Genomic DNA, 22,289 nt, shown 5'->3' with positions numbered 1-22,289 from the left:
AATCCAGCGAACATGAAACTGGCCATTCTTCTGCTACGCAACGCCGGCCATACGGTGCTGTGCGCAGTCGATGCCGAAACCGGTTTGACGCTGGCGCGCAACGACCACGATCAGCCGGACCTGATCCTCATGGATATCCAGCTGCCCGGCATGGACGGCTTGGCGGCGACGGCCCTGCTGAAAACAAATCCGGTCACCGCCGCCATTCCCATCATTGCGCTGACCGCGATGGCGATGAAAGCGGATCAGGAAAAGAGCCAGATAGCCGGCTGCGACGGGTATATCGCCAAACCGCTGCGCTACCAGGAATTGTATGCAGCCATCGACACCCTCTTGCTCAAGGCGAAGCCGCAAGCGGCCAGTGAAAATTCCATTGGTCCGGCGTCATGACCAGCACCGTGGAGACCCTCCCCCCCGCAACCATACTCATCGTCGATGATGAAATCCTGAACCGCAAGCTGCTTGTAGCGCTGTTGCGGCCCGAAGGCTATCTTACCGTCTGCGCCGCCAGCGGTGAAGAGGCGCTGGCCGCGGTTGCGCAGCAAGCACCAGACCTGATTTTGCTGGACATCATGATGCCGGGGATGGATGGCTACCGGGTAGCCGCGCAGCTCAAGGCCGACCCCGTAAGCTCGAATATTCCGATCATCATGGTGACAGCGCTCAGCGACCGCAGCGCGCGCTTGGCGGGTCTGCGTGCCGGGGCGGAAGAGTTCTTGACGAAACCCGTGGAGCAGGCTGAGTTGTGGTTAAGGGTGCGCAACCTGCTGCGCCTGAAAGAGTTTGGTAATTTTCTCCGCAACCATGCCCGCATCCTTGAGGAACAGTTGCAGGCGCGTACAGCCGAGTTGCAATGCTTCCGCTCGGCCATGGACGCCACCGCCGATGCGATTTTACTGACCGACCGCAACACCATGAACTTTGTCGAGGTCAATGCGACAGCCTGCAACATGCTGGGCTACACGCGCGAAGAATTATTCCAGATGGGCCCAGCGTCGCTCAGCATAGCCACACTTGAGCAGATGGACAGTGCCTACGATGCCCTCATTGCCGGTCACGGTACAAACGAGTTGACGCAAACCCAAATACTTCGCAAGGATGGTTCCTCGTTGGATGTAGAAGTGCATCAGCAGATCCACCTCTTCGACGCAAACTGGTTCATTGTCAGCGTGCTGCGCGACATCACCGAACGCAAGCAGGCCCAGGAAGAAATACTGCTCCTCAATGCCAGCCTGGAAGAGCGCGTGCTGCAGCGCACGGCGCAGCTGCAGTTAGCCAACCAGGAACTGGAGGCTTTTTCCTATTCCGTCTCCCACGACTTGCGCACGCCGTTGAGCAGCATTGACGGCTTCAGCCGCTTGCTGGGCAAGGAAATCGCTGCCAGTGCGGCAAGTGTGCGCATCCAACACCACCTCGCCCGCATTCGTGCAGGGGTGCTGCAGATGGGTACGCTGATTGATGCCATGCTGTCGCTGGCGCAGGTTTCTCGCAGCAGGCTGAGCTGGGACAGCGTCGATCTGAGTGCCATCGCCCACAGTGTGCTGGACGGTTACCGCGAACGCGAGCCCGGCCGGCTGGTGCAAGTGGAGGTCCAGCCCGCGCTGATCGTCCAGGGTGATCCGCATCTGTTGCGCCAGGTACTTGACAATCTGCTGGGAAATGCCTGGAAGTTCAGCGGCCTGCAGCCGCAGGCCTGCATTACTTTCCGGCGCGAGACCGGTCCGGATGGCGAGGCCGTGTATGTAGTGCAGGACAATGGCGCGGGTTTTGATATGGCTTATTCGGACAAGCTTTTCGGCGCTTTTCAGCGGCTTCACAGTGTGACGGAATTTGCAGGAACCGGCATTGGCCTGGTCACTGTGCATAGAATCATCGCGCGCCACGGCGGCAGGGTTTGGGCCACATCCGCCCCGAATGAAGGGGCGACGTTACACTTCACGCTGGGGAACTGTCAGGCTCAGGAGCTGCGCCTGTCTAAAGCTAAAAAGTGAAATTAAGCGGCATGGACAGCCAGCTTGCACAGCCGCCGATCCGTGCTTTTTAAGCCTCAAGCGCAATCAGGATGAGCGCAAGAAGCTATCAAATTCATAGGGGTTTCATCCGGTCAGGCTGCACTCTGCAGGTGCTGAAAAAGCAGGCGTCCATAAAAAAAGACAGGCCAGGCCTGTCTTTTTAAGAGAGCAAAAATCAATTACTTGACGGTGGCAGCTTTCATATCGGCCTTGCCGTCGGCTTTCACTGCAGCGGTAACAGCAGCGGCATTCGTCTTGTCGGCTTTGGCATCAACCTTGACTTTGTCGGTCTTGGCGTTGGCGTTGACCATTGCCTTGTCGGCTTTGGCATCGGCCTTGGCGTCAATCTTGTCGGCCTTGGCATCGGCAGCTACTTTATTTTTAGGTGCAGCTGCAGCTGCCTTGGCGTGGGCTTTGGTTTTGGCCTTGGCGTGTGCCTTGGCTTTGGTTTTGCTGGATTTCATGGCCGATTTGGCGACCTTGGCGTCTGCCTTGGCATCGACTTTGGCTTCGGATGCAACGGCCTTGACGGTGGCTTTGTCGGCCTTGGCTTCTGCTTTCACGACGGCCGGGGTGGCGGGCGCAACGACAGTTGCAGCAGGTGCCTGGGCGAATGCGCCCGAAACAAACAGGCCGGCGATCAGGGTAGCGAGTAACTTGTTCATGGTAAGCCTTAGGATAAATTAATTGCCGCAATGAAATCATTGCAACCAGGCTATTAACGATGGCCGGCTACCCGTCGTTGACTTCGTTTACATCGCGTTGCAACCTCAGCGCTGCAATGCAGGCGACAAAAGGGGCGAACTGCATGGCCGTGTGCAGCCATGGCCGCTGCAGTTTCATGGTTTCCACTGAATCCCTGCCGGTCGTGCGGCAGGTGTTGGTCAAGCATAATCACCGTCCCGCGCACTGCGCACCCCGGACGGCGCTTTGCAGCCCGGCGGGACTTTTCAGCACGCCGTGTTAGCGATTCGCTTGCGGTTTCAGCAAAAACCACAACACGCATGACAGACCACTACACCACCCTGGGGCTCAGCAGTGCCGCGACGCTGGCTGACGTCAAAAAAGCGTTTCGCCAGAAAGCGTCCTTCTGGCATCCCGACAAAAACCCGGCTCCTGATGCGGCGGCACGTTTTCGGGCGGTGCAGGCGGCTTACGAAGTGCTGTCGGATGCCGACCGGCGTCAGGCTTATGACGACAACCGCCGCCGCAACCTGCTCGACAGTCCTATCGAGACGGCGCAAGAGATTTGGCGCAATTATTTAAACCCACTGCTTTGATGCCTGTGTGACGGCAAAGATGCAAAACATGAAAACCCCGGCAGCATGAACATTTCCCCTTTTTTTCGCAACCTGCGCTCGGCCTACCAGTCCGAAATGGACGACCTGACGTTTGACTCTGACGGGCGCGATGTGTTGCGCCAGCGCCTGGCTGACAAGCGCAAACAGATCGGCTTTCTGGTGCAAATGATGGAACTCAGCCCCGAGATGGTGGCGGTCGTTTTTCATCAGGGCTTTGCCTTCAGGGAGCCTGCGCTGATGGAGCACCTGCTGAGCCATGACGCCGATGAGTTTCCCGAATGGAGCAGCCTGTCGGGCGGCATTGACTTGGCACCGTGGACGCGCGAGCTGGTGCAGGTGATTTTGCAATCGCCCCAGGGCGAATGGTTTTTGACGCTGGCCGCCGGTCTGCAGTACATGGCGGGCAAGCCCGATGCCGCATTCGGCGGGCAAGGCGCCAGCGATGCTTCCCAAGACGAGGATGAAGAGGGCGAGTCTGAAGACACCGATGACTACCAGGACGAGTTCAACACCCATGAACAAGACGAGCTGCGCGGCGATGCCCGCACCCGCGCCGAGGCGGGCGCCGAGTGGATGTCGGGCCAGGGCTTTGACCGCAAGGACTGAGCCGCAACGGGCGCTATCTCTAGAGACAGATTTGAAAGAAACGCGGAGCCTTTATGAACCACCTTGCCTTGATTGAAAAAACCCAGCTTCTGATTGCCGCCGGTGACATCGTGGGCGCTGAAGGCGCGCTGGTCGAGCTGGCCGACGCCGAGGGCGACGCGGCGCTGATGGTCGTGCTGGCCCAGTTGCCGCCCAAGGACATCCTGGCGGTGATCCGCGAATACGACAACTCCAAAGAGTCGGTGGTCAACCTGCTGGTCACGCCCGAGCAGTTTGCGCGGGCCGTGGTGATTGAAAAGCAGTACAAGGACTTGACCCGCACGCACCTGCGCGGCATGGTCAATTCAATTATTTTTCGGGAAGACGCCGACCCGCTTGAATTTTTGAATGCGATTGGCGACCTCGAAGGCGGCAGCGAAGCGCTGGCCGACTATTTCACCGAGAAGTGGGATCGCATCGAAGCGTTTGCCTTTCATGGCAGTTTTGATGCCATGAAGGACACCGGCGAATTGCTGTCAAAGGCCGAGCTGCAAGCCCGCGCCTATGAAAAACCGACGCTGGAGCAAGACGAAATCGCTGACCATGACTGGATGGAGCTGGCTTGGCTGCTGCGCTACGAAATTCCGGACCTGTTCATTGAAATGCTCACGGTGCTGCGCGCCAAGGCCCGCGCGCACGATGCCGGACTGGACGAAGAAGAGGGCGACGACACCGAAGAGGACGATGGCAAGGTCGAAACCGGCGACACCGACCGGGGCAAGGCCACGCCGGTCGCCCGCGACTCTGACGAAGAATCGGCCATCTGAAGGGCGCCCAGCCCGGACAGCCCACCTATTTCACGATGCCCATGCAACCCACCATCGCGCCTGCTTCGCCGGCTTCAATTTCTCTTTACGATGCGCGTCCGTTTTTTGAAAAAGCGCTGCAGTTCGGCCTGCAAAACGGCATCATCGACCGCCAGAAACTGGAAGCCATCTACACCGATGCGCCCAAGGGCATGGTGCAAATTGCGCGTTATTTCGGCAATGAGTTTTTGCGCCCGGATATCGAGCAGGCCAAAAACCGCATCGTGAATCTGGTCAGCCTTTACCTTGAAAGCACCAGTGGCGGCGACTTGAGGCGTGCCGCCGAATCCCTGCGCGACCATTCTTTTTTGTCGCGCTCCAAGGGCGGCTCGGACATGCTCAAAGCCATGCTGGCGCTGCCCGAAAGCACCAGCTTTCACACGCGCCTCGATAGTGACGCCGTAGACGAGCGCGGCGTGGTGAAGGGGCTGGACGAATGGTCGCTGCGAAGTTTTGCCGACTACCAGGCCGAGCTGGCCAGACGCCAGCCGCTCCAGCAAGAGATAGACGCCGCCCTCTGGCTGGCCACTGAGCTGGGCATGGACGCGGAAGAACTCGAAGAAGCGCACACCCATGCCGAAGCGGTGATTCGCAGCGCATTGCTGGCAATGGCCACGCGGCGCACCGAGTTCCCCGATTGGGTCGAGTTTGAAAAGATGGTCACTGCGCTGCGTAAAAAATACCGCACAGCCAAAACCCGCGCAGCAGCACAAGCTGAAAAAGAAGGCGCCGCTCCTGCCAGCGCCCGGTCACAGACGGTTTCCATCACATTGCCGCAAAACCTGCCCGATGAGCTGCGGGCGGTGGTGCAAACCGTGCAGCAATCGCTGCTGGCTGATTTGCCCCAGATTCTGGACAGCGGCTTGTCGGCGCGGGCACTGTTTGCCAACGACAGCGAAGACCATCATCCGCCGCTGCTGGGCCGCTATTTCTGGCTGGAAGACATGGCCAGCGAAATGCAGCACCATGAAAACTCCATTTCAGCCGCCTGGGACAAAGCCACAGGCGGCAACCACGACGACGGCTCGCTGCTGACGCTGTTTGTCTGCGTAGCCGCCGGTGCCGCCCCCAAAACCATGCTGACCGAACGAGGCGCTTCCGCGTTGGTGCGCAAGATCCAGAAACCGGGCGCTGGGGCGAGTTTCAATCCGGAACTGGCGCGGCAATTCATTCTGGAGCAAGCCCCGGCGCAGTACCAGGAAGGCTATCTGCAGTTGTGGGAAGACTTTGCCGAAGAGGCGCAGCCGGTGTTGCAAAGTGATTCAAGTTACGCCTTGAAGGACGCGCTGGCCCTGCTGCGGCGCGAATGCCACTTGAAGGCGTGAAGAGCTGTTTTTGAGCCGGCTTGCATTGCAGGGCGGTGGCGTCGTCCGGCACGCATTCATTTGCAGGGCGCTTGACGCACCCCGGCCGGCGTCAGTTGCCGGCGTGATGAGTCGATGGGCAAGCGTTTCACGGCGGTGATTGGCGAAATTTTCAGGATGGGCTGAAGCAGGATGGTTTGGCGGCCCTGTCCTACCTGCTTGAGCGATGGTGCTGTGTTTTCACACCCGGCAAGCCTGTATAGCATGGCGTCTTTCATTGTTTGAACGAAAGGTGACCGTCGTGAAAAATCCGTTCATGAGCATGTTTCTCAGCAGCGCCAACAAAATTGCCGGCTCTGCCCGAGCGCAGGCCACTGCCGCCGTGAAACGCGAAGCCGCCAAAAACACCCGCGAAATGACCAAGGCCTGGACTGATGCCCTGCTGCCCAAGGCCGCGCCAGCGCGCAAACGCAAAGTGGCGAAGAAATAGGCGCGACAGGCCGCCCGGCGCGGGCTTTACCGCTCTGGGAAGCGTCTGCAAAGATTCGGTGTTTGCTATTGATAAAGTAGCTGTAGGCGCTTGCTGGCAGTGGACGTCAGGCACTTTTTGCTTAAAAACAGGTTCTGCCCAGGCAGTGCGGGCTGCTTTTTGCCAAGGATGGCCAGCCGGCCATCAATACACTGGCATCGCTATGAATACGATAGCTTGCAGCGCACGCCCACATTGCGCCAGCGCCTTATTTTCCTTGAAAACTATGGCATCCCGGCACATATAGCCGCGTCTTCGGGCTGAACTCATGCAGCGTCATGCCCTTGAAGCCGGGCCATGCTGAAAACGTCGCTTCCAGCGCTGGAAGCTGCTTGAACATCGCGGTCTGGTTGGCATGAAACGTTGTCGCGCTGCCCGTGACTTCAAAAGCGCCGGCCTTCGTAAAAGCCGCATCCTGAGGATTTTTTCGGGGCTGCTTCAGCATAGGCAGGAAAGGCTGCTCGCCCAAGGTGACTTGCCAGCGTCCGCTTTTTGATAGCAGCAGCGGGTTTGCGTGCCTGAGCTGATGGGCTGGTGGGCATCCGATTGATCGCGGCTGCAAGGGCAGCCAACACCCGCATTTCGGACGCGTCATTTATGTGTCAACATTCCTCAACTACCGCCCCTGCCGTTCTCTTTCTTTTTAACTTTTTGCATGACCTTCTGGATTGACACGCATTGCCATCTTGACGCCGCAGAGTTCTTGCCGGACATGGCCAGTGTGCGTGCGCGCGCTGCGCGCCAAGGGGTGGCGCACTGTGTGCTGCCGGCGGTGTCGGCAAGCAATTTTGCGGCGGTTCGCCTGCTGGCGCATGAATTTTCAGACAGTTATGCGCTGGGCATTCATCCGCTGTGCGTGCCCGATGCACAAGAGGCTGACTTGCAAACGCTGGACGCCGAACTGACGCTCAGAAGATCTGACCCGCGCCTGGTAGCCGTCGGTGAAATCGGGCTGGATTATTTTGTGCCGGCGCTCAAGCAAAGCCCGATGCGCGAGCGCCAGGAGTTCTTTTACCGTGCGCAGCTCAAGCTGGCGCGCCAGCACGGTCTGCCGGTCATCCTGCATGTGCGGCGCTCGGCGGACAAACTGCTCAAACACCTGCGCGAGCTCCAGCCCGAAGGTGGCTGGCGCGGCATTGGCCACGCCTTCAACGGCAGCGAGCAGCAGGCGCTGGAATTTATCAAGCTGGGGTTCAAGCTGGGCTTTGGCGGCACCGTGACGTTTGATTCAGCCCGGCAGATCCGGCGTCTGGCCAGCCAGTTGCCGCTGGACGCGCTGGTGATGGAAACCGACTCGCCCGACATTCCCCCGCACTGGCTGTACCGCACCGCAGAGCAGCGGGCCGACGGGCAATGCCAGGGCCGCAACGAGCCGGGCGAGTTGCCGCGCATTGCCGGCGTGCTGGCACAGCTGCGCGGCCTGTCGGATGAAGCGCTGGCGCGGGCCACCACGGCGAATGCGCTGGCAGCTTTCCCCAAACTCAAGGGCTTGCTGCCATGCTGACCGGCTTGCCGCCCTTGGTTTCCAGCCACACGCAGGTGTTGATTTTGGGAAGTTTTCCGGGCGTCGCTTCTTTGGCGTCGCAACAGTATTACGGCCATCCGCAAAACCAGTTCTGGAAGATTTTGCAAGCCATTTGGCCTTCTTGCGCACTGCCCACGGGCGCAAGCAGCTATCAAATTCGTAGTGAATGGCTGCTGGCCAGGGGGCTGGGCCTGTGGGATGTGTACGCCGCCTGCGAACGCGAGGGCAGTCTGGACAGCCAAATCCGCACGCCGGTGCTGAACGATTTTGCTGAAATACTGCGGCTTTGCCCCGCGTTGCAAGCTATTGCCCACAACGGGGCCGAAAGCTTCAAACACGCGCGCCGTGTAAGCGCTGCGCTGGCGGGTGCCGAGCCGCTCCAGGCAGACTCAGCTCCGTTGGAGGGCCGCGCATTACAAAAGGTGAAAAGCGTGGGCGTCAAATTTTATAAATTGCCATCGTCCAGCCCGGCCCATGCCGCCTGGTCGTTCGAGCGCAAACTCGCAGCCTGGCGCGAGGTTTTTGAGAAACATCGATGGGTATGAATCAATGAGCAAATCGCCTCTTTCCCCTCTTTCCCCTGTTCCTGCCACCGCCGAGGGTGTGTTCAAAGCCTGGGCGCTGGAGCGTGCTTCGCAGCCCAAGGGCGCTCTGTCGCCGCGTTCGCTGGCTTCTTACCATTCGCTTTGGGTCGGCTGGACTGAATACCTGCTGTCGCAAAAATCCCTGTCCTGGAACGAAGCCCGGTCGCCCGATGTGCGGGCTTACCTTGAAGCGCTCAATCCGCGCGCACTGCTGCGTGGCCTGGTGAATGTCAGCACGGTCACGCAGCGCCGCTACTACCGGGTGCTGAAAAAGATTTATGCCTTTGCCGTGCTGCAGGAATGGGTTGCCGACAATCCGGTCGATGTGGGCGCTTCCGTGTCGCCGACCGAGCAGATGGATTCACTGGTGTTTCATGCGATTGACTGGGCTGCATTGCTGCAGGCCGTGCCGCCGCCGCAAGACCCGCCGCCCGCCGACCAGCCGTGGCTGGACGTGCGCGACCAAGCGATTTTGCGGCTGATGATGCAGTCGGCGCTTACCGTGGCCGAGCTGGCGGGGCTGGACATCGGCGACGTGCAGCATCCCCGGCTGGGGTCGGTGCATGGCGTGGGCGAGTTGTTTCGGGCTGAAGAAACCACCCCGCAACCTGATGTGGCAGCCGTCATGCTTGAACTGAGCGGCGCCCGCAAGGCGCAGGCCAGGCGCGTCACGCTGCCCGAAGAAGTCAGCACCGCCGTGCTGGCTTGGCTGACCGCGCGCGCCACCCTGCCTTTGCCCGAAGCGGCCGACACGCCGCTGTTTGTGTCGCGCAAAAAAGCCGGTCGACTGACGCCGCGCGCGCTGTTTCATCTGGCCAACCGCCATGTCAGCGCCACGTTGGGGCCGCGTTACCCGGACACCGTGCTGGCCCACGCCGGACCGATGACGCTGCGCAATTCCTGCATCGTGCGCTGGCTGGATGCCGACATGCCCGAAGAAGAAGTGCTGGCCCGCGCCGGCCTGCGCGAAAGCCAGGCGCTTTTGCGGCTGCGCAAGCACGTCCACGCCAGCCAAGCCGACTGATTGCGCCTGATTCCGCCAGCCCGCCTGCATCGGGGGAAAATAAGGCCTGTAGCGCCTGTTGGCGCTTTAAAAATCAGGATCAAGCTTTCATGGCCAAAAAAGACAACGCGAACACTCCCCAGGACTTGCCCGAGGTTAATTTTTCTGACTACGGCGATGTGCGGTTTCTGCACTTGGGCAGCGAATGGGTGCAGGGCTCGATGCTGCGCGACGCGCCTTATGACATTGAGCTGGAGTATGTGCAGCGCATGATGGCGGGCCTGCTGTTTCTTGACGCCGAATCGATGGCCAAAAAACACGCCATGCAGCTCGGGCTGGGGTCGGCTGCGCTGACCAAGTTTTGCTACAAAAAACTGCGCATGAAAACCACTGCCATTGAAATCAACCCGCAGGTCATCACCGCTTGCCATTTGTGGTTCAAGCTGCCGCGCGATGACTTGCGGCTGCGCGTCATCAATGCCGATGCCGGCGCAGAAATCCAGAAACCCGAGCATCAGGGCACGGTGGATTTGCTGCATGTTGATTTGTACGATGAACAAGCCGCCGCGCCGGTGCTGGACGATGCAGATTTTTATGCCCACTGCCGCGAGTTGCTGACTGAAGACGGCGTGATGACGGTGAACCTGTTTGGCCGCGATTCGAGCTACGAGCAGTCGCTGGTCAAGATGGCCGATGCGTTTGGCCCGGAGTCGATCTGGGCCTTCAGGCCGACGCGCGAGGGCAACACAGTGGTGATGGCCCAGCGTGAGCCGACCCGGCCGGAGCGCGCTGACCTCTTGCAGCGGGCCGGTGTGGTGGAGTCGCGCTGGGACTTGCCGGCCAAGAAGTGGCTCAGGCTTTTCAAGCCGGTGCTGTGAGTCGCATTTTTTTGAAACAACCCTTTGCGGTAAAGAGCCTTTTATGAGCGCTGTGCTTCCCCCCAATCCGCCTTTGAATTCGGCTCCCCGCACGCTGCATGTGGGGCCACTGGACTGGCGCACGCTGATTGAGTGGCTGCGCGAAGACGGACTCATCAGCCCGGCCGATGCAGAGCGCACCATTGCCCGTTGTTCCCAAGTGCAAAGTGCCCAGCATCCCTTGGTCAGGCTGGCCAACTTTGGCATGCCGCGCGTGTCCGACGGCAAACCCCTGGACCTTGAAACCATGAGCCAGTGGCTGGCCGAACGCGCAGGATTGCAGTATTTGCGCATTGACCCGCTCAAGGTGGATGTGGGCAAGGTCGCTGACAGCATGTCGGCGATTTATGCCGAGCGCCACAAAGTGCTGCCGGTACTGGTCAAGTCGCACGAGTTGGTGATTGCCACGTCGCAGCCTTTCGTGAGCGACTGGGTGGCCGAGGTGGAGCGCCAGTCCAGGCGCAGCGTGCGCCTGGTGGTAGCCAATCCGCTGGAAATCAGCAAATTCACCGCCGAATTTTTTGCGCTGGCGAAATCTGTCAAGGCGGCGCTCAAGTCAAGCGGCGGTTCCACCTCGGCCAGTTTTGAGCAACTGGTGGAGCTGAACAAAAGCAACAAGCAACTGGATGCCAACGACCAGGGCGTGGTGCAGGTGGTGGACTGGCTGTGGCAATACGCTTTTGACCAGCGCGCCAGCGACATTCATCTGGAGCCGCGCCGCGAGCAGGGCGTAATCCGCTTTCGCATTGATGGCGTGCTGCACCCGGTGTATCAGATGCCGATGGGCGTTCACAACGCCATGACGGCGCGCATCAAGCTGCTGGGCCGCATGGACGTGGTGGAAAAGCGCCGGCCGCAAGATGGCCGCATCAAGACCCGCAACCCGCGCGGCGACGAAGTCGAGATGCGCCTGTCCACGCTGCCAACCGCCTTCGGCGAAAAAATGGTGATGCGGATTTTTGACCCCGACACGACGGTCAAGAACCTCGATGCGCTGGGTTTTTCGGCGCACGATGCCGAGCGTTGGGAGCAACTCGTCAAGCGACCTTATGGCATTGTGCTGGTCACCGGGCCGACCGGTTCGGGCAAAACCACCACGCTGTATTCGACGCTGAAACGGCTGGCGACCGAAGAGGTCAACATCAACACGATTGAAGACCCGATCGAGATGATCGAGCCGGCCTTCAACCAGACGCAGGTGCAGCCGATGCTGAACTTCGGCTTTCCCGAAGGCCTGCGCTCCTTGATGCGGCAAGACCCGGACATCATCATGGTGGGCGAGATACGCGACCTGCAAACTGCAGAAATGGCGGTGCAGGCAGCGCTCACGGGGCACCTGGTGTTTAGTACGCTGCATACCAACGACGCGCCGTCGGCGGTTTCGCGCCTGATGGAGCTGGGCGTGCCGTCTTATCTGATCAACGCCACCTTGCTTGGCGTGCTGGCCCAGCGGCTGGTGCGCACGCTGTGCAAGCACTGCAAACAGCCAGATGAAAACGCGAACCGCGAAACGCTGGCCGAAATGGTCAAGCCCTGGAAAATCAACGGCAGTTACCAGCCTTACAAACCGGTCGGCTGCGTGGATTGCCGCATGACGGGCTTTCGGGGGCGGATGGGCTTGTACGAGTTGCTGACGGTGACGGAATCGTTCAAGGAAAAAGTCTCCAAAGAGCCCAACATGGACGCGCTGCGCCGCCAGGCCATCAGCGAAGGCATGCGACCGCTGCGGCTGGCCGGTGCGCTGAAGGTGGCCGAGGGGCTAACCACCATTGAAGAAATTTTGGCTACCACGCCGCCCTTGAACTGAGCGGCAGCGCGGGCAAGAGTCGGGCTGCGCCCGGGGTGTTGGGCGCGCATGCTGGCCTGAAAAAAGGGCGCCAGAAGGGCCCCAAAAGGGGGGCTAGGGGTAAGCCCGATGTAGGTGAAAGCCACATACCTGGTCACATTCTTTAAATGCACAATCCACCGATTCATTCTTTATAGAGGAGACAAACCGTGAATATCAAGAGTCAAAAAGACTTTTTTTCCGGGCTCATGTTCATGGGCGTCGGGTTGGCGTTTGCCTGGGGTGCAACGACCTATAACGTGGGCAGTGGCGCGCGCATGGGGCCGGGTTATTTCCCGCTCTACCTGGGTATCCTGATGGTGATTCTGGGCGCGGTCATCACCTTCAAGTCGCTGGTGGTCGAAACCATGGACGGTGACAAGATCGGCAAGTGGGCCTGGAAGCCGCTGTTCTTCGTGATTCTGGCCAACCTGGTGTTTGGCGCCCTGCTGGCCGGCTTGCCGTACTTTGGCTTTCCTGCCATGGGCATGATCATTGCCATTTACGCGCTGGTGTTCATTGCCAGCATGGCTGAAGAAGGCTGGAAGTTCAAGGCCACGTTCATTCTGGCCACGGTGCTTGCAATTGGCAGCTACATCGCCTTCGTGCTGGCGCTCAAGCTGCAGTTCCCGGTGTGGCCTGCTTTCATCACCGGCTAAGGAGAATAAAAAATGGAACTGATTGAACATCTCTCACTGGGTTTCGGCGTGGCCTTCACGCCGATCAACCTGCTGTATTGCCTGGTCGGCTGTATCTTGGGAACGCTGATTGGCGTGTTGCCCGGCATCGGCCCGGTGGCGACCATCGCCATGCTGCTGCCCGCTACCTACGCACTGCCGCCGGTGTCGGCGCTGATCATGCTGGCCGGCATTTATTACGGCGCGCAATACGGGGGGTCGACCACGGCCATTTTGGTTAATTTACCGGGAGAGTCGTCCTCGGTCGTCACCTGTATCGACGGCTACCAGATGGCCCGAAAAGGCCGGGCGGGGCCAGCGCTGGCGGCAGCCGGTCTGGGTTCGTTCTTTGCCGGTTGCGTGGGCACCTTGATTCTGGCGGCGTTTGCGCCGCCACTGACCGAACTGGCTTTCAAGTTCGGCCCGGCTGAATACTTTTCGCTGATGACCCTGGGCCTGATTGGCGCGGTGGTGCTGGCGTCGGGCTCGCTGCTCAAAGCCATTGCCATGATCGTGCTGGGCCTGCTGCTCGGCCTGGTCGGCACCGACGTGAATTCGGGTGTGGCCAGATTCAGCTTTGACGTTCCGGAACTGACCGACGGCATCGGCTTCGTGGTGATTGCCATGGGCGTGTTCGGCTACGGCGAGATCATCAGCAACCTGGCGCAGCCAGAAAGTGAGCGCGAAGTGTTCACCGCCGGCGTGTCGGGCCTGTTCCCTACCAAGCAGGACTTCAAGGACATGACGCCCGCCGTGCTGCGCGGTACTTTCCTGGGCTGTGCGCTGGGTATCTTGCCGGGTGGTGGCGCGTTGTTGTCGGCGTTCGCCGCTTATGCGCTGGAAAAGAAAATGAAGATGAAGCCGGGCGAAGTGCCTTTCGGCCAGGGCAACATCCGTGGTGTGGCAGCGCCTGAGTCGGCCAACAATGCGGGTTCGCAAACCTCCTTCATTCCGCTGCTGACACTGGGTATTCCCCCCAACGCCGTGATGGCGCTGATGGTGGGCGCGATGACGATTCACAACATCCAGCCCGGCCCGCAGGTCATGACCAGCAACCCGGAACTGTTCTGGGGTCTGATTGCCTCAATGTGGATCGGCAATGCGATGCTGGTGGTTTTGAACCTGCCGCTGATCGGTATCTGGATCAAGCTGCTCACGGTGCCGTACCGCTACCTGTTCCCGGCCATCGTGCTGTTCTGCGCGATTGGCGTGTATTCGACCAACAACAACACTTGGGATGTCTGGATGGTGGGTCTGTTCGGCGTCATCGGTTACATCTTCGTCAAGCTGGGTTGCGAGCCTGCGCCCTTGCTGCTGGGCTTCATTCTGGGCCCGATGATGGAAGAAAACCTGCGCCGCGCATTGCTGCTGTCGCGTGGCGACTGGAGCGTGTTTGTGACGCGTCCGATTTCTGCCGGCCTGCTGGCGGTGGCGGTGCTGATGATCGTCATCGTGCTGTTGCCTTCCGTGAAAAACAAGCGCGAAGAAGCCTTTGTCGAAGAGTGACGCTGGCGGGTTGGCCGCAACATGAAAAACGGCACTTTCGGGTGCCGTTTTTCATGGGCAATTCAGCTTCGCCGTGGCTGCCGGCCTGTCAAACGGCGTCCGTCCAACGTCAGCCTTCTGCAATCAAGGGGAGTCTCGCGCCCATGTCCGATGACGCCTGCGCGCCGTTCCGTGCCAAACTTGACGCCCTGCAACACGCCAGCATCCGCCGCAGCTTGATCGCATCTAGCTCATCCACACCTTGACTCCTATTTCTGAACCCAACAAGCCTGTGGCGCATGCTCCATCAGCGCAAGCAGCTCCCAAAAGCATAGCGACTGGCCTGTTGCTCGCCAGCTTCGGGGCGATTGCCTTCAGCGGCAAGGCGATCATCGTCAAGCTCGCCTACCGGCACGGCGTCGATGCGGTCACGCTGATCATGTACCGCATGCTGTTTGCGCTGCCGATTTTTGCGCTTATGGCCTGGTGGGCCAGCCGGGGCAAAGCGCCGCTTTCCCGCAAGGACTGGCTGGGCATCGTGTGGCTGGGTGTGACTGGCTATTACCTGGCCAGCTTCCTGGACTTTGCCGGGCTGGCCTATATCAGCGCCTCGCTGGAGCGGCTGATTTTGTACCTCAACCCGACTTTGGTGTTGCTGCTGGGGCTGGTGTTTTACCAGCGGCGCATTGCGCTGCCGCACCTCATCGGCATGGCCCTCAGTTATGCCGGCGTGGCGCTGGTGTTCAGCCATGAAATCACGCTGCAGGGCAGCGACGCCGCCTGGGGCGCACTGCTGGTGTTTGGCAGCGCGGTCAGCTATGCGCTGTATCTGGTCTACAGCGGCGAAATGGTCAAGCGCCTGGGCTCGATGCGGCTGGTCGGCCTGGCCACCAGCGTGGCGTGCCTGCTTTGCCTGCTGCAATTCGTGGTGCTGCGCCCCTTGAGCGCCGCCATGGTCGCGCCCGAGGTGATCTGGCTGTCGGTGCTCAACGCTACGCTGTGTACCGCCGTGCCGGTGCTGATGGTGATGATGGCGATTGAACGCATCGGTGCCAGCCTGGCGGCCCAGACCGGCATGATTGGCCCGCTGTCCACCATCCTGATGGGCGTGGTCATTCTGGGCGAGCCTTTCACCGCCTGGGTGGCCGCCGGCACGGTGCTGGTGATTGCCGGGATTTTTGTTTTCACGCGGGCGGCGCGCTAGAGCGTCAACCTGCTGGCTCGCAGCCATTGCGGCCCGGCTACCGAACGCTATTTAATTAATAGCTGATTACGCACGTACAGCATGCGCTAGAGCCACTTTTTTCGTATGATGGTTCTTTAAACTGACCACGACACGACTTCAAGGAATCAACATGGATTTAGGAATTGCCGGTAAATACGCGCTGGTTTGCGGTGCCAGCAAAGGGCTGGGTTTTGGCTGCGCGCAGGCGCTGGTGCGCGAAGGCGTGCATGTGCTCATCGTCGCGCGTGGCGTAGAAGTGCTCGAAGCCGCTGCTAATAAATTAATAGCTGACAGCGCCCGTCCAGCAAGCGCTACCGTGCAATTTGTGGCTGCAGACATCACCACGGTCGAAGGCCGCGCCGCCGTGTTCGCGCTGCGCAAGGAATTTGACATCGTCGTCACCAATGCCGGCGGCCCGCCGATGGGCGACTTCCGCGACTGGGATCGCGAGGCCTGGATCAAGGCGGTCGACGCCAACATGCTGACGCCCATCGAACTCATCAAGGCGACCGTCGATGGCATGGCCGCGCGCGGTTTTGGTCGCATCGTCAACATCACCTCCAGCTCGGTCAAGTCACCGATTGATATTTTGGGTTTGTCCAACGGCGCGCGCAGCGGGCTGACGGGTTTTGTCGCCGGCGTGGCGCGCACCCCGCTGGCCGCGCAGGGCGTGACCATCAACAACCTGCTGCCCGGCAAGTTCGACACCGACCGCATTGCCACCACCGTGCGCGCCGCGTCCGAAAAGTCGGGCAAGAGCGTTGATGAAATCCGCCGCGCGCAACAAGCGCAAATCCCTGCCGGGCGTTACGGCACGCCTGACGAGTTCGGCGCGATTTGCGCGTTCCTGTGCAGCCAGCAAGCCGCCTACATGACCGGCCAGAACGTGCTGGCTGACGGTGGCGCGTATCCGGGAACCTTCTGACTGACTGACAGGGCAGAGCGCATGAGTTTGCAGTATTTGCACTTCGATTTCAGCGAAGACACCGAAGGCACCGGCACGTTTGAAGCGATGGCTTCGACCTGGCCCGAACAGGTGGCCGCCGTGCAGGCGGAAGTGGCTGGTGTGCTGCGCTGGGCGCACCAAGCCTTTCCCGGCACACGCGGCCCGGTTGCCGAGGGCGGTGACTGGGACTATGACCTGCACGGCGTTCGCGAATTCACCGCGCCCGAACGCATCACCTTCAACGCGGCAACCGGTTCGCTGGATGTGCAAGCCGGTGCCCCCGGCAAACCGCGCCACACCCTGACGCTGCTGCTCAGTGGAACAGATGCGTTTTGCGATGCGTTCAGGCAGGCGTTTGGGCAAGACTAACCACCGCCTCAGCGCCGCGACGACACCACGATGCCGCTCACAATCAGCAAAAACGCCAGTGCATGGTAGAGATGTGGCACTTCACCTAAAAAAGCCGCTGACAGCAGCGCGGCAAACAGCGGCGTCAGGTTCGAGAAGAATCCGGCAATCGCCGGGCCGACGCGCTGCACGCCCATGCCCCAGCAGCGGTAGGCCAGCACCGCCGGGCCGATGGCGATGTAGAGCAGCGCGGCAACCAGCGGCCAGCCCCAACTGATATGCGCATCCGTCACGGCCCATTCGACGCCTGCAAACAGGCCAGACCAGCCCAGGCCAAAGACAATCTGCGCCATCAAAAACGCCGCCCAGTCGCTGCGCAGTTCGGGCGATGCACCGGGTTTTGCCAGCAGCCAGCTGTAAAAAGCCCAGGCCAGCGTCGCCAGCAACACATACACGTCGCCCGGCACCAGCCGCACTTGCACCAGCAGCGCCCATTGCCCGCGTGACAGCACCACCAGCACGCCGGCCACCGACAGCAAGGCGCCGGCCATCTGCTGGCGCGAGATTTTTTGACCAAAGCACAGCGCGCCCACCCCCAGCATCCACACCGGAATGCTCGACGCCACCAGCGTGACATTGAGCGGTGTCGAAGTCTGCAGCGCCAGGTATTGCAGCGCGTTGTAGCAACCCACGCCCAGCAGGCCGAGCAGCGCAAAGTGTTTCCAGTCCGGCCATACGCGGCTGCTGCGCCGCAGCACGCGGTGCGCCAGCGGCAAAAGAATCAGGAACGCCAGCACCCAGCGCAGGAAGTTCAGCGTCATCGGCGGAATCAGCTCATGAACCAGGCGGCCAACGACCGCATTGCCGGCCCACAACAAGGGCGGAAGGGCCAGCAGCAGGGCGGTAGACGGAGTCAGGCGTTGATTCATGGACATGACTTTACCAAGCTGCCAGCCGGCTTTCACGCAGGCGCTTTGGCGCGCTGCAGCCGCCAGCAGCGCGCCGCAATTCGTGTCACCATGACGGCCCAACGCCTTCCCCCGATTCACTGATTACCCGACAAGGAAACACCTGATGACCGCCATCACCTCTCAAGCCGTCCGCATCGACCAGCACGGCGGCCCTGAAGAACTCAAGCTGGTGGCGGTGCAGGTGGGCGAACCCGGCCCCGGCCAGATCCGCATCCGCCACAAAGCCATCGGGCTGAACTTTATCGACGTGTACCAGCGCAGCGGCCTGTACCCGTCGCCGATGCCGCTGCAGCTCGGCATGGAAGCATCCGGCATCGTCGAAACCGTCGGCGAAGGCGTCACGCACCTGCAGCCGGGCGACCGCGCCGCCTACGCCAGCCAGCCGCCGGGCAGTTATTGCGAAGTGCGCGTCATGCCGGCTCAGTGCGTGTGCAAGCTGCCGGACGCGATTTCCTTCGAGACTGGCGCGGCCATGATGCTCAAGGGCCTGACGGCGCAATACCTGCTGCGCCGCACCCAGCCGCAGGGCGGCTTGATGCCGGGCGACTTTGTGCTGTTTCATGCCGCTGCCGGCGGTGTCGGCCTGATTGCCTGCCAGTGGGCCAAAGCGATGGGGCTGCAGCTGATTGGCACGGCTGGATCAGACGAAAAATGCGCGCTGGCCAAGGAACATGGCGCGGCGTTCGTCATCAACTACGCGAAAGAAGACTTCGTTGCCCGCGTCAAGGAAATCACCGGCGGGCTGGGTGTGAAAGTGGTTTACGACTCAGTCGGCAAGGACACGTTTGACCGTTCGCTTGACTGCCTGCGGCCTTTCGGCCTGATGGCGAGCTTTGGCAATGCGTCCGGCCCGGTGGCGCCGTTTTCGCCCGGCATTCTTGGCCCCAAAGGCTCGCTGTATGTGACGCGCCAGACCTTGTTTTCGCACATCACCACGCGCGAAAGCACGCAGGAAATGGCTGACGAGCTGTTTGACATGGTCGTCAGCGGCCAAGTGAAGATTCGCATTGACCAGCGTTTTGCCTTGGCTGACGTGGCCGAGGCGCACCGGGCGCTGGAAGCGCGCAAGACCACTGGCTGCACCATCCTGACGCTGTAGCGATGTAATGTCAGCGCTGCAAGGCGTGCGCTGGAACCCCGCCACCGCCTGCGGTAAATCTGTGTAAAGCTGTCCTTGCAAGGCAACGCAACCGATCGCCCGTGCGTTAAAAACGCTCGCAGGAGATTGCCATGCCCCACCCTTTTACCGCAAGCCGCCTGGTTGCGGCCACCCTTACTGCGTTGGCCAGCCTGCTGGCCAACGCACAAACCAGCACCGCGCCTGTCGGCATGCCGGGCGGTTCCCCGCCTGCCGTGTGGCGTGCTACTTCGCGTTTGGGTTACGCCCCCACCTCTGAACCGGCCACAGCGCTGACGCCCCAGGCCTGGGCGTTGAACCAGATCGATGCGGCCTACGCAGCCAGTCAGCAACCGCCTGCTATTGCGCCAGAGTTGGCGCGCATCAATGCACCGCTGGGCGCTATTGCGCTTGACTTTCAGGCCGAGCGCGAAGCTCGCAAGGTATTGCGTACGCAGGCCGTGTCCGATGCTGCCGGCCCATTGCCGCGCGTGTCAACGGCATTAGGTGCGCCCACCTTCAGCCGTGACATGGCGCAAAGTGCCGCTGCCTGGCGAGTCATGGCCTGCAGCGACCCGGCGCTGGAAAACCCCTTGCTGGCGCGCATGACCGAGTTCTGGTTTAACCACCTCAATGTGTTTGTCGGCAAAGGCAACGTACGGCCATTTGTCGGGCATTACGCGGTCAATGTCATCCGCGCCCATGCGCTGGGCCGTTTTGAAGATTTGCTGCTCACCAGCGCCCAGCATCCGGCCATGCTGTATTACCTGGACCAGGCACAAAGCAACAGTCGCGGGCTGAACGAAAACTATGCGCGTGAACTGATGGAACTGCACACACTGGGCGTGGGCGGCGGCTACACGCAAAACGACGTGCATGAACTCGCGCGCATCCTGACCGGCTGGACCGTCAACCTGAAAGCGGGCGAAGGATTCCGGTTTGCCGATCGGCTGCACGACAAGGGCGACAAGACGTTTATGGGCCGGCATTACACCAATCAAGGTCAGCAGGAAGGCGAGGACGCCATCCGCTTTCTGGCGCGCCAGCCGGCGACGGCCCAGCGGGTGTCAGAGCGACTGGCGACTTTTTTTGTGGCAGACCAGCCGCCCGCCGCCCTGGTCGCGCGCTTGCGCCAGACCTTTCTGGCCAGCCAGGGCGACCTGCGCGCGGTGATGCGCACCCTGGTGTCGTCGCCTGAATTCTGGGCCGCAGACAACCCGCTTTTCAAAACCCCGATGGACTTTGCCTGCTCGGCGCTGACCGCTGGCGGCGGCGTGAAAGACCGGCGCGACGTGACGCAAACCCTGGGCTTTCTGGCGCAGGCCGGCCAGCCGATGCATGGCTGGCCCACGCCCGACGGGTATAAAACCGACGCTGCCACCTGGCTTGCACCCGAAGCGCTGACGCGGCGCGCCGACTTTGCGATGGGGCTGGCTGCGCGCATTCCGGAGGTTTCGTACCTCAATGCTTATTTGAGTCCCGCTACGCAGGCGCGCATTGCCCGTGAACCGCCCCGGCTGCGCACCGGCTTGACGCTGGCAAGCCCCGACTTCATGCGCAAATAAACCTGGAACGTCCGCACCATGAACAATTCAATTTTTACGGCATCCGCTTTGCTCCACCGCCGCAGCCTGCTGGGCATGGGCGCGGTGTCTGCCTTGGCACTTTGCGGTACTTCGCGCCGCGTGTGGGCGCAACCCGCGCCCGGTGGCGGAAACCTGTTGCCCGGCGGTGGCCGGCTGGTGGTGGTTTTTTTGCGCGGCGCCTGTGACGGCTTGTCGGCTTTTGTGCCGTATGCCGACAAGGATTACTACGCCATCCGGCCCCATATTGCGATTGACGCGCCCGACGGCACAGCGCAAACCGCCTTGAAGCTCGACAACACCTTTGCGCTGCATCCGGCGCTCAGCCCGCTGCTGCCTTTGTGGCAGCAGGGCGTGCTGGGTTTTGTGCCGGCGGCAGGCCTTCCCGCGCCCAACCGTTCGCATTTTGATGCCCAGTACCAGATGGAAATTGCCCGCACCGGCAAAACCAGCAGTGCGCCCGGCTGGCTCAACACAGTAGCCGAATTGAACGGCCCGCCCGTCAATGCCAGCCGCACCTCGGGCGCTGACCCTGCCATCGCCATCGGGGTGGGTGAAGCCAATCCGGTCATTTTGGGCGGGCCAGCTCCCGTCAGGCTGATTCCACGCGGGCAGGCTGCCGAAAAAACCGGCGTGCTGGCCAACGACCAGACCCGTCAGGCCCTGCTGGACTTGTATGGTGGCAATGACCGTTTGGGCGTGGCGTTCCGGCAGGGCGTCAACAGCCGCATGGAAAGCGCGCAAGAGCTGACTTCTGAAAAAGCCGAAGCTGGCGCGCGCCGCGACATGGCCCTGCAGCAAGCACAGCGCCCGCCAGACCGCAGCCTGGACCGCGACGGCGTGCCGGCCAATCTCCAGATGCGGTCCGCGCAAATGTTGGCCGCCAGCAACGGCGCGCCTGATCCGGTCGGGCTGCAGCTGGATGCGCAGCACCTCGGCACCTTGATGCGCAACGACCGCAAGCTGCGGCTGGGGTTTTTGTCAGCGGGCGGCTGGGATACCCATGCGAACCAAGGTGCTGCCACCGGACAGCTGGCCAACAACCTGGGCAATCTCGGGCGCGGCATTGCGCAGCTGCGCCAGGTATTTTCGGAACCTGGCGATGTGATCGTGGTGATGAGCGAGTTTGGCCGCACGAGTTTTGAGAACGGCACACGCGGCACCGACCACGGTTTTGGCAATGCGCTGTGGCTGATTGGCAATCGCGTGGCGGGCGGGCGCTGGCATGGCGAATGGAGCGGTCTAGCCCAGGGCAACCTGAACGAAGGACGAGACCTGCCGGCGCACCATGACTACCGCGCCGTGCTGGCGCAAGTGTTGCGCCGCACCTTTTCGCTCAGCGATTCGCAACTGGCCAGTGTCTTGCCCAATGCCCATTGGGACCAGCGGCTGGATGGTTTGCTGAAAAAAGCCTGATGGCCGTGCAGTCGACGCTTAAATAGCCGCGCGCGATAAAAATATTGATGAAATAGCCGTCTTGTGCACT

Annotated in this window: 23 protein-coding genes; 20 read left to right on the top strand and 3 right to left on the bottom strand. The window is 61.1% G+C overall.

What is annotated here, in order from left to right:
* The first annotated feature begins 12 nt into the window (after nt 1–12).
* Together RCH06_RS11130 and RCH06_RS11125 are read left to right on the top strand one after the other, a co-directional pair.
* Entirely contained in the window at nt 13–390 is a 378-nt protein-coding gene (locus tag RCH06_RS11130) for a response regulator (RefSeq protein WP_442799641.1), read from the top strand.
* Nucleotides 387–1,991, top strand: a complete 1,605-nt coding sequence (locus RCH06_RS11125) for a sensor histidine kinase (protein WP_327081530.1) — start codon at nt 387–389, stop codon at nt 1,989–1,991. Before RCH06_RS11130 ends, RCH06_RS11125 begins: the two co-directional genes overlap by 4 nt.
* Before the next feature lie 200 nt (nt 1,992–2,191).
* Here RCH06_RS11125 and RCH06_RS11120 read toward each other — a convergent pair whose 3' ends face one another.
* Nucleotides 2,192–2,677 (bottom strand): hypothetical protein, encoded by a 486-nt coding sequence (locus tag RCH06_RS11120; RefSeq protein ID WP_327081529.1) that lies wholly within the window; start codon nt 2,675–2,677, stop codon nt 2,192–2,194.
* A gap of 339 nt (nt 2,678–3,016) precedes the next feature.
* Between RCH06_RS11120 and RCH06_RS11115 the strand changes: the two genes are divergently transcribed.
* The 5 genes from RCH06_RS11115 (at nt 3,017) to RCH06_RS11095 (ending at nt 6,558) form a co-directional block, all read left to right on the top strand.
* A complete protein-coding gene (locus RCH06_RS11115) occupies nt 3,017–3,292 on the top strand; it encodes a DnaJ domain-containing protein (protein ID WP_327081528.1) in 276 nt (91 codons plus the stop codon).
* A gap of 45 nt (nt 3,293–3,337) precedes the next feature.
* A complete protein-coding gene (locus RCH06_RS11110; RefSeq protein WP_327081527.1) occupies nt 3,338–3,919 on the top strand; it encodes a hypothetical protein in 582 nt (193 codons plus the stop codon).
* A gap of 53 nt (nt 3,920–3,972) precedes the next feature.
* Nucleotides 3,973–4,725 (top strand): hypothetical protein, encoded by a 753-nt coding sequence (locus RCH06_RS11105; protein WP_327081526.1) that lies wholly within the window; start codon nt 3,973–3,975, stop codon nt 4,723–4,725.
* Between the two features lie 41 nt (nt 4,726–4,766).
* Nucleotides 4,767–6,089: a hypothetical protein gene (locus RCH06_RS11100; RefSeq protein WP_327081525.1), complete on the top strand. Its 1,323-nt coding sequence runs from the start codon at nt 4,767–4,769 to the stop codon at nt 6,087–6,089.
* Between the two features lie 295 nt (nt 6,090–6,384).
* On the top strand, nt 6,385–6,558 hold the full coding sequence (locus tag RCH06_RS11095; protein ID WP_327081524.1) for a hypothetical protein: 174 nt from the start codon (nt 6,385–6,387) through the stop codon (nt 6,556–6,558).
* A 247-nt stretch (nt 6,559–6,805) separates the two neighbouring features.
* Here the strand turns inward: RCH06_RS11095 and RCH06_RS11090 are convergent, their stop codons facing one another.
* The gene (locus tag RCH06_RS11090; protein ID WP_327081523.1) at nt 6,806–7,066 is read right to left on the bottom strand and encodes a hypothetical protein; all 261 of its coding nucleotides are present in this window, start codon (nt 7,064–7,066) and stop codon (nt 6,806–6,808) included.
* 186 nt (nt 7,067–7,252) lie between these two features.
* Between RCH06_RS11090 and RCH06_RS11085 the strand changes: the two genes are divergently transcribed.
* The 10 genes from RCH06_RS11085 to RCH06_RS11040 all read left to right on the top strand — a co-directional run bounded on the left by RCH06_RS11085 (nt 7,253) and on the right by RCH06_RS11040 (nt 17,153).
* Nucleotides 7,253–8,101, top strand: a complete 849-nt coding sequence (locus tag RCH06_RS11085; protein WP_327081522.1) for a TatD family hydrolase — start codon at nt 7,253–7,255, stop codon at nt 8,099–8,101.
* Nucleotides 8,095–8,667 carry a DNA-deoxyinosine glycosylase gene (locus RCH06_RS11080; RefSeq protein ID WP_327081521.1) on the top strand — a complete coding sequence of 191 codons (573 nt, stop codon included), beginning with the start codon at nt 8,095–8,097 and terminating at the stop codon, nt 8,665–8,667. The genes RCH06_RS11085 and RCH06_RS11080 overlap by 7 nt, the downstream gene beginning before the upstream one ends.
* 4 nt (nt 8,668–8,671) lie before the next feature.
* Complete coding sequence (locus RCH06_RS11075) at nt 8,672–9,730, top strand: tyrosine-type recombinase/integrase (protein WP_327081520.1); 1,059 nt, start codon at nt 8,672–8,674, stop codon at nt 9,728–9,730.
* An 89-nt stretch (nt 9,731–9,819) separates the two neighbouring features.
* Nucleotides 9,820–10,587, top strand: a complete 768-nt coding sequence (locus tag RCH06_RS11070) for a spermidine synthase (RefSeq protein WP_327081519.1) — start codon at nt 9,820–9,822, stop codon at nt 10,585–10,587.
* Nucleotides 10,588–10,630: 43 nt separating this feature from the next.
* Nucleotides 10,631–12,433: a GspE/PulE family protein gene (locus RCH06_RS11065; RefSeq protein ID WP_327081518.1), complete on the top strand. Its 1,803-nt coding sequence runs from the start codon at nt 10,631–10,633 to the stop codon at nt 12,431–12,433.
* 188 nt (nt 12,434–12,621) lie between these two features.
* Nucleotides 12,622–13,110 carry a tripartite tricarboxylate transporter TctB family protein gene (locus RCH06_RS11060; RefSeq protein ID WP_327081517.1) on the top strand — a complete coding sequence of 163 codons (489 nt, stop codon included), beginning with the start codon at nt 12,622–12,624 and terminating at the stop codon, nt 13,108–13,110.
* Between the two features lie 12 nt (nt 13,111–13,122).
* Complete coding sequence (locus RCH06_RS11055) at nt 13,123–14,634, top strand: tripartite tricarboxylate transporter permease (protein ID WP_327081516.1); 1,512 nt, start codon at nt 13,123–13,125, stop codon at nt 14,632–14,634.
* Nucleotides 14,635–14,884: 250 nt separating this feature from the next.
* Complete coding sequence (locus RCH06_RS11050) at nt 14,885–15,817, top strand: DMT family transporter (protein ID WP_442799645.1); 933 nt, start codon at nt 14,885–14,887, stop codon at nt 15,815–15,817.
* Between the two features lie 151 nt (nt 15,818–15,968).
* On the top strand, nt 15,969–16,763 hold the full coding sequence (locus RCH06_RS11045) for an SDR family oxidoreductase (RefSeq protein ID WP_327081515.1): 795 nt from the start codon (nt 15,969–15,971) through the stop codon (nt 16,761–16,763).
* A 21-nt stretch (nt 16,764–16,784) separates the two neighbouring features.
* Nucleotides 16,785–17,153, top strand: a complete 369-nt coding sequence (locus tag RCH06_RS11040) for a hypothetical protein (RefSeq protein ID WP_327081514.1) — start codon at nt 16,785–16,787, stop codon at nt 17,151–17,153.
* A gap of 8 nt (nt 17,154–17,161) precedes the next feature.
* On the opposite strand, the gene RCH06_RS11035 is transcribed toward RCH06_RS11040, so the two are convergent.
* On the bottom strand, nt 17,162–18,061 hold the full coding sequence (locus tag RCH06_RS11035; RefSeq protein WP_327081513.1) for a DMT family transporter: 900 nt from the start codon (nt 18,059–18,061) through the stop codon (nt 17,162–17,164).
* A 145-nt stretch (nt 18,062–18,206) separates the two neighbouring features.
* Between RCH06_RS11035 and RCH06_RS11030 the strand changes: the two genes are divergently transcribed.
* The 3 genes from RCH06_RS11030 to RCH06_RS11020 all read left to right on the top strand — a co-directional run bounded on the left by RCH06_RS11030 (nt 18,207) and on the right by RCH06_RS11020 (nt 22,219).
* The gene (locus tag RCH06_RS11030; protein ID WP_327081512.1) at nt 18,207–19,202 is read left to right on the top strand and encodes a quinone oxidoreductase family protein; all 996 of its coding nucleotides are present in this window, start codon (nt 18,207–18,209) and stop codon (nt 19,200–19,202) included.
* Nucleotides 19,203–19,333: 131 nt separating this feature from the next.
* A complete protein-coding gene (locus tag RCH06_RS11025) occupies nt 19,334–20,785 on the top strand; it encodes a DUF1800 domain-containing protein (RefSeq protein ID WP_327081511.1) in 1,452 nt (483 codons plus the stop codon).
* Between the two features lie 18 nt (nt 20,786–20,803).
* Entirely contained in the window at nt 20,804–22,219 is a 1,416-nt protein-coding gene (locus RCH06_RS11020) for a DUF1501 domain-containing protein (RefSeq protein ID WP_327081510.1), read from the top strand.
* Nucleotides 22,220–22,289: the final 70 nt, after the last annotated feature.

The organism is Polaromonas sp. CG_9.5, assembly GCF_035984465.1.
Classification (GTDB): Bacteria; Pseudomonadota; Gammaproteobacteria; order Burkholderiales; family Burkholderiaceae_C; genus Polaromonas.
Note: the sequence above shows the minus strand (reverse complement) of the source record. Positions and strands in the feature narration are given on the sequence as shown.

What these genes read in the sequence shown, in the direction of transcription:
- RCH06_RS11130 (WP_442799641.1), top strand. Translation starts at nt 13, where the DNA reads ATGAAACTGGCCATTCTTCTGCTACGCAACGCCGGCCATACGGTGCTG.
- RCH06_RS11125 (WP_327081530.1), top strand. Translation starts at nt 387, where the DNA reads ATGACCAGCACCGTGGAGACCCTCCCCCCCGCAACCATACTCATCGTC.
- RCH06_RS11120 (WP_327081529.1), bottom strand. Translation starts at nt 2,677, where the DNA reads ATGAACAAGTTACTCGCTACCCTGATCGCCGGCCTGTTTGTTTCGGGC.
- RCH06_RS11115 (WP_327081528.1), top strand. Translation starts at nt 3,017, where the DNA reads ATGACAGACCACTACACCACCCTGGGGCTCAGCAGTGCCGCGACGCTG.
- RCH06_RS11110 (WP_327081527.1), top strand. Translation starts at nt 3,338, where the DNA reads ATGAACATTTCCCCTTTTTTTCGCAACCTGCGCTCGGCCTACCAGTCC.
- RCH06_RS11105 (WP_327081526.1), top strand. Translation starts at nt 3,973, where the DNA reads ATGAACCACCTTGCCTTGATTGAAAAAACCCAGCTTCTGATTGCCGCC.
- RCH06_RS11100 (WP_327081525.1), top strand. Translation starts at nt 4,767, where the DNA reads ATGCAACCCACCATCGCGCCTGCTTCGCCGGCTTCAATTTCTCTTTAC.
- RCH06_RS11095 (WP_327081524.1), top strand. Translation starts at nt 6,385, where the DNA reads ATGAGCATGTTTCTCAGCAGCGCCAACAAAATTGCCGGCTCTGCCCGA.
- RCH06_RS11085 (WP_327081522.1), top strand. Translation starts at nt 7,253, where the DNA reads ATGACCTTCTGGATTGACACGCATTGCCATCTTGACGCCGCAGAGTTC.
- RCH06_RS11080 (WP_327081521.1), top strand. Translation starts at nt 8,095, where the DNA reads ATGCTGACCGGCTTGCCGCCCTTGGTTTCCAGCCACACGCAGGTGTTG.
- RCH06_RS11075 (WP_327081520.1), top strand. Translation starts at nt 8,672, where the DNA reads ATGAGCAAATCGCCTCTTTCCCCTCTTTCCCCTGTTCCTGCCACCGCC.
- RCH06_RS11070 (WP_327081519.1), top strand. Translation starts at nt 9,820, where the DNA reads ATGGCCAAAAAAGACAACGCGAACACTCCCCAGGACTTGCCCGAGGTT.
- RCH06_RS11065 (WP_327081518.1), top strand. Translation starts at nt 10,631, where the DNA reads ATGAGCGCTGTGCTTCCCCCCAATCCGCCTTTGAATTCGGCTCCCCGC.
- RCH06_RS11055 (WP_327081516.1), top strand. Translation starts at nt 13,123, where the DNA reads ATGGAACTGATTGAACATCTCTCACTGGGTTTCGGCGTGGCCTTCACG.
- RCH06_RS11045 (WP_327081515.1), top strand. Translation starts at nt 15,969, where the DNA reads ATGGATTTAGGAATTGCCGGTAAATACGCGCTGGTTTGCGGTGCCAGC.
- RCH06_RS11040 (WP_327081514.1), top strand. Translation starts at nt 16,785, where the DNA reads ATGAGTTTGCAGTATTTGCACTTCGATTTCAGCGAAGACACCGAAGGC.
- RCH06_RS11035 (WP_327081513.1), bottom strand. Translation starts at nt 18,061, where the DNA reads ATGAATCAACGCCTGACTCCGTCTACCGCCCTGCTGCTGGCCCTTCCG.
- RCH06_RS11030 (WP_327081512.1), top strand. Translation starts at nt 18,207, where the DNA reads ATGACCGCCATCACCTCTCAAGCCGTCCGCATCGACCAGCACGGCGGC.
- RCH06_RS11025 (WP_327081511.1), top strand. Translation starts at nt 19,334, where the DNA reads ATGCCCCACCCTTTTACCGCAAGCCGCCTGGTTGCGGCCACCCTTACT.
- RCH06_RS11020 (WP_327081510.1), top strand. Translation starts at nt 20,804, where the DNA reads ATGAACAATTCAATTTTTACGGCATCCGCTTTGCTCCACCGCCGCAGC.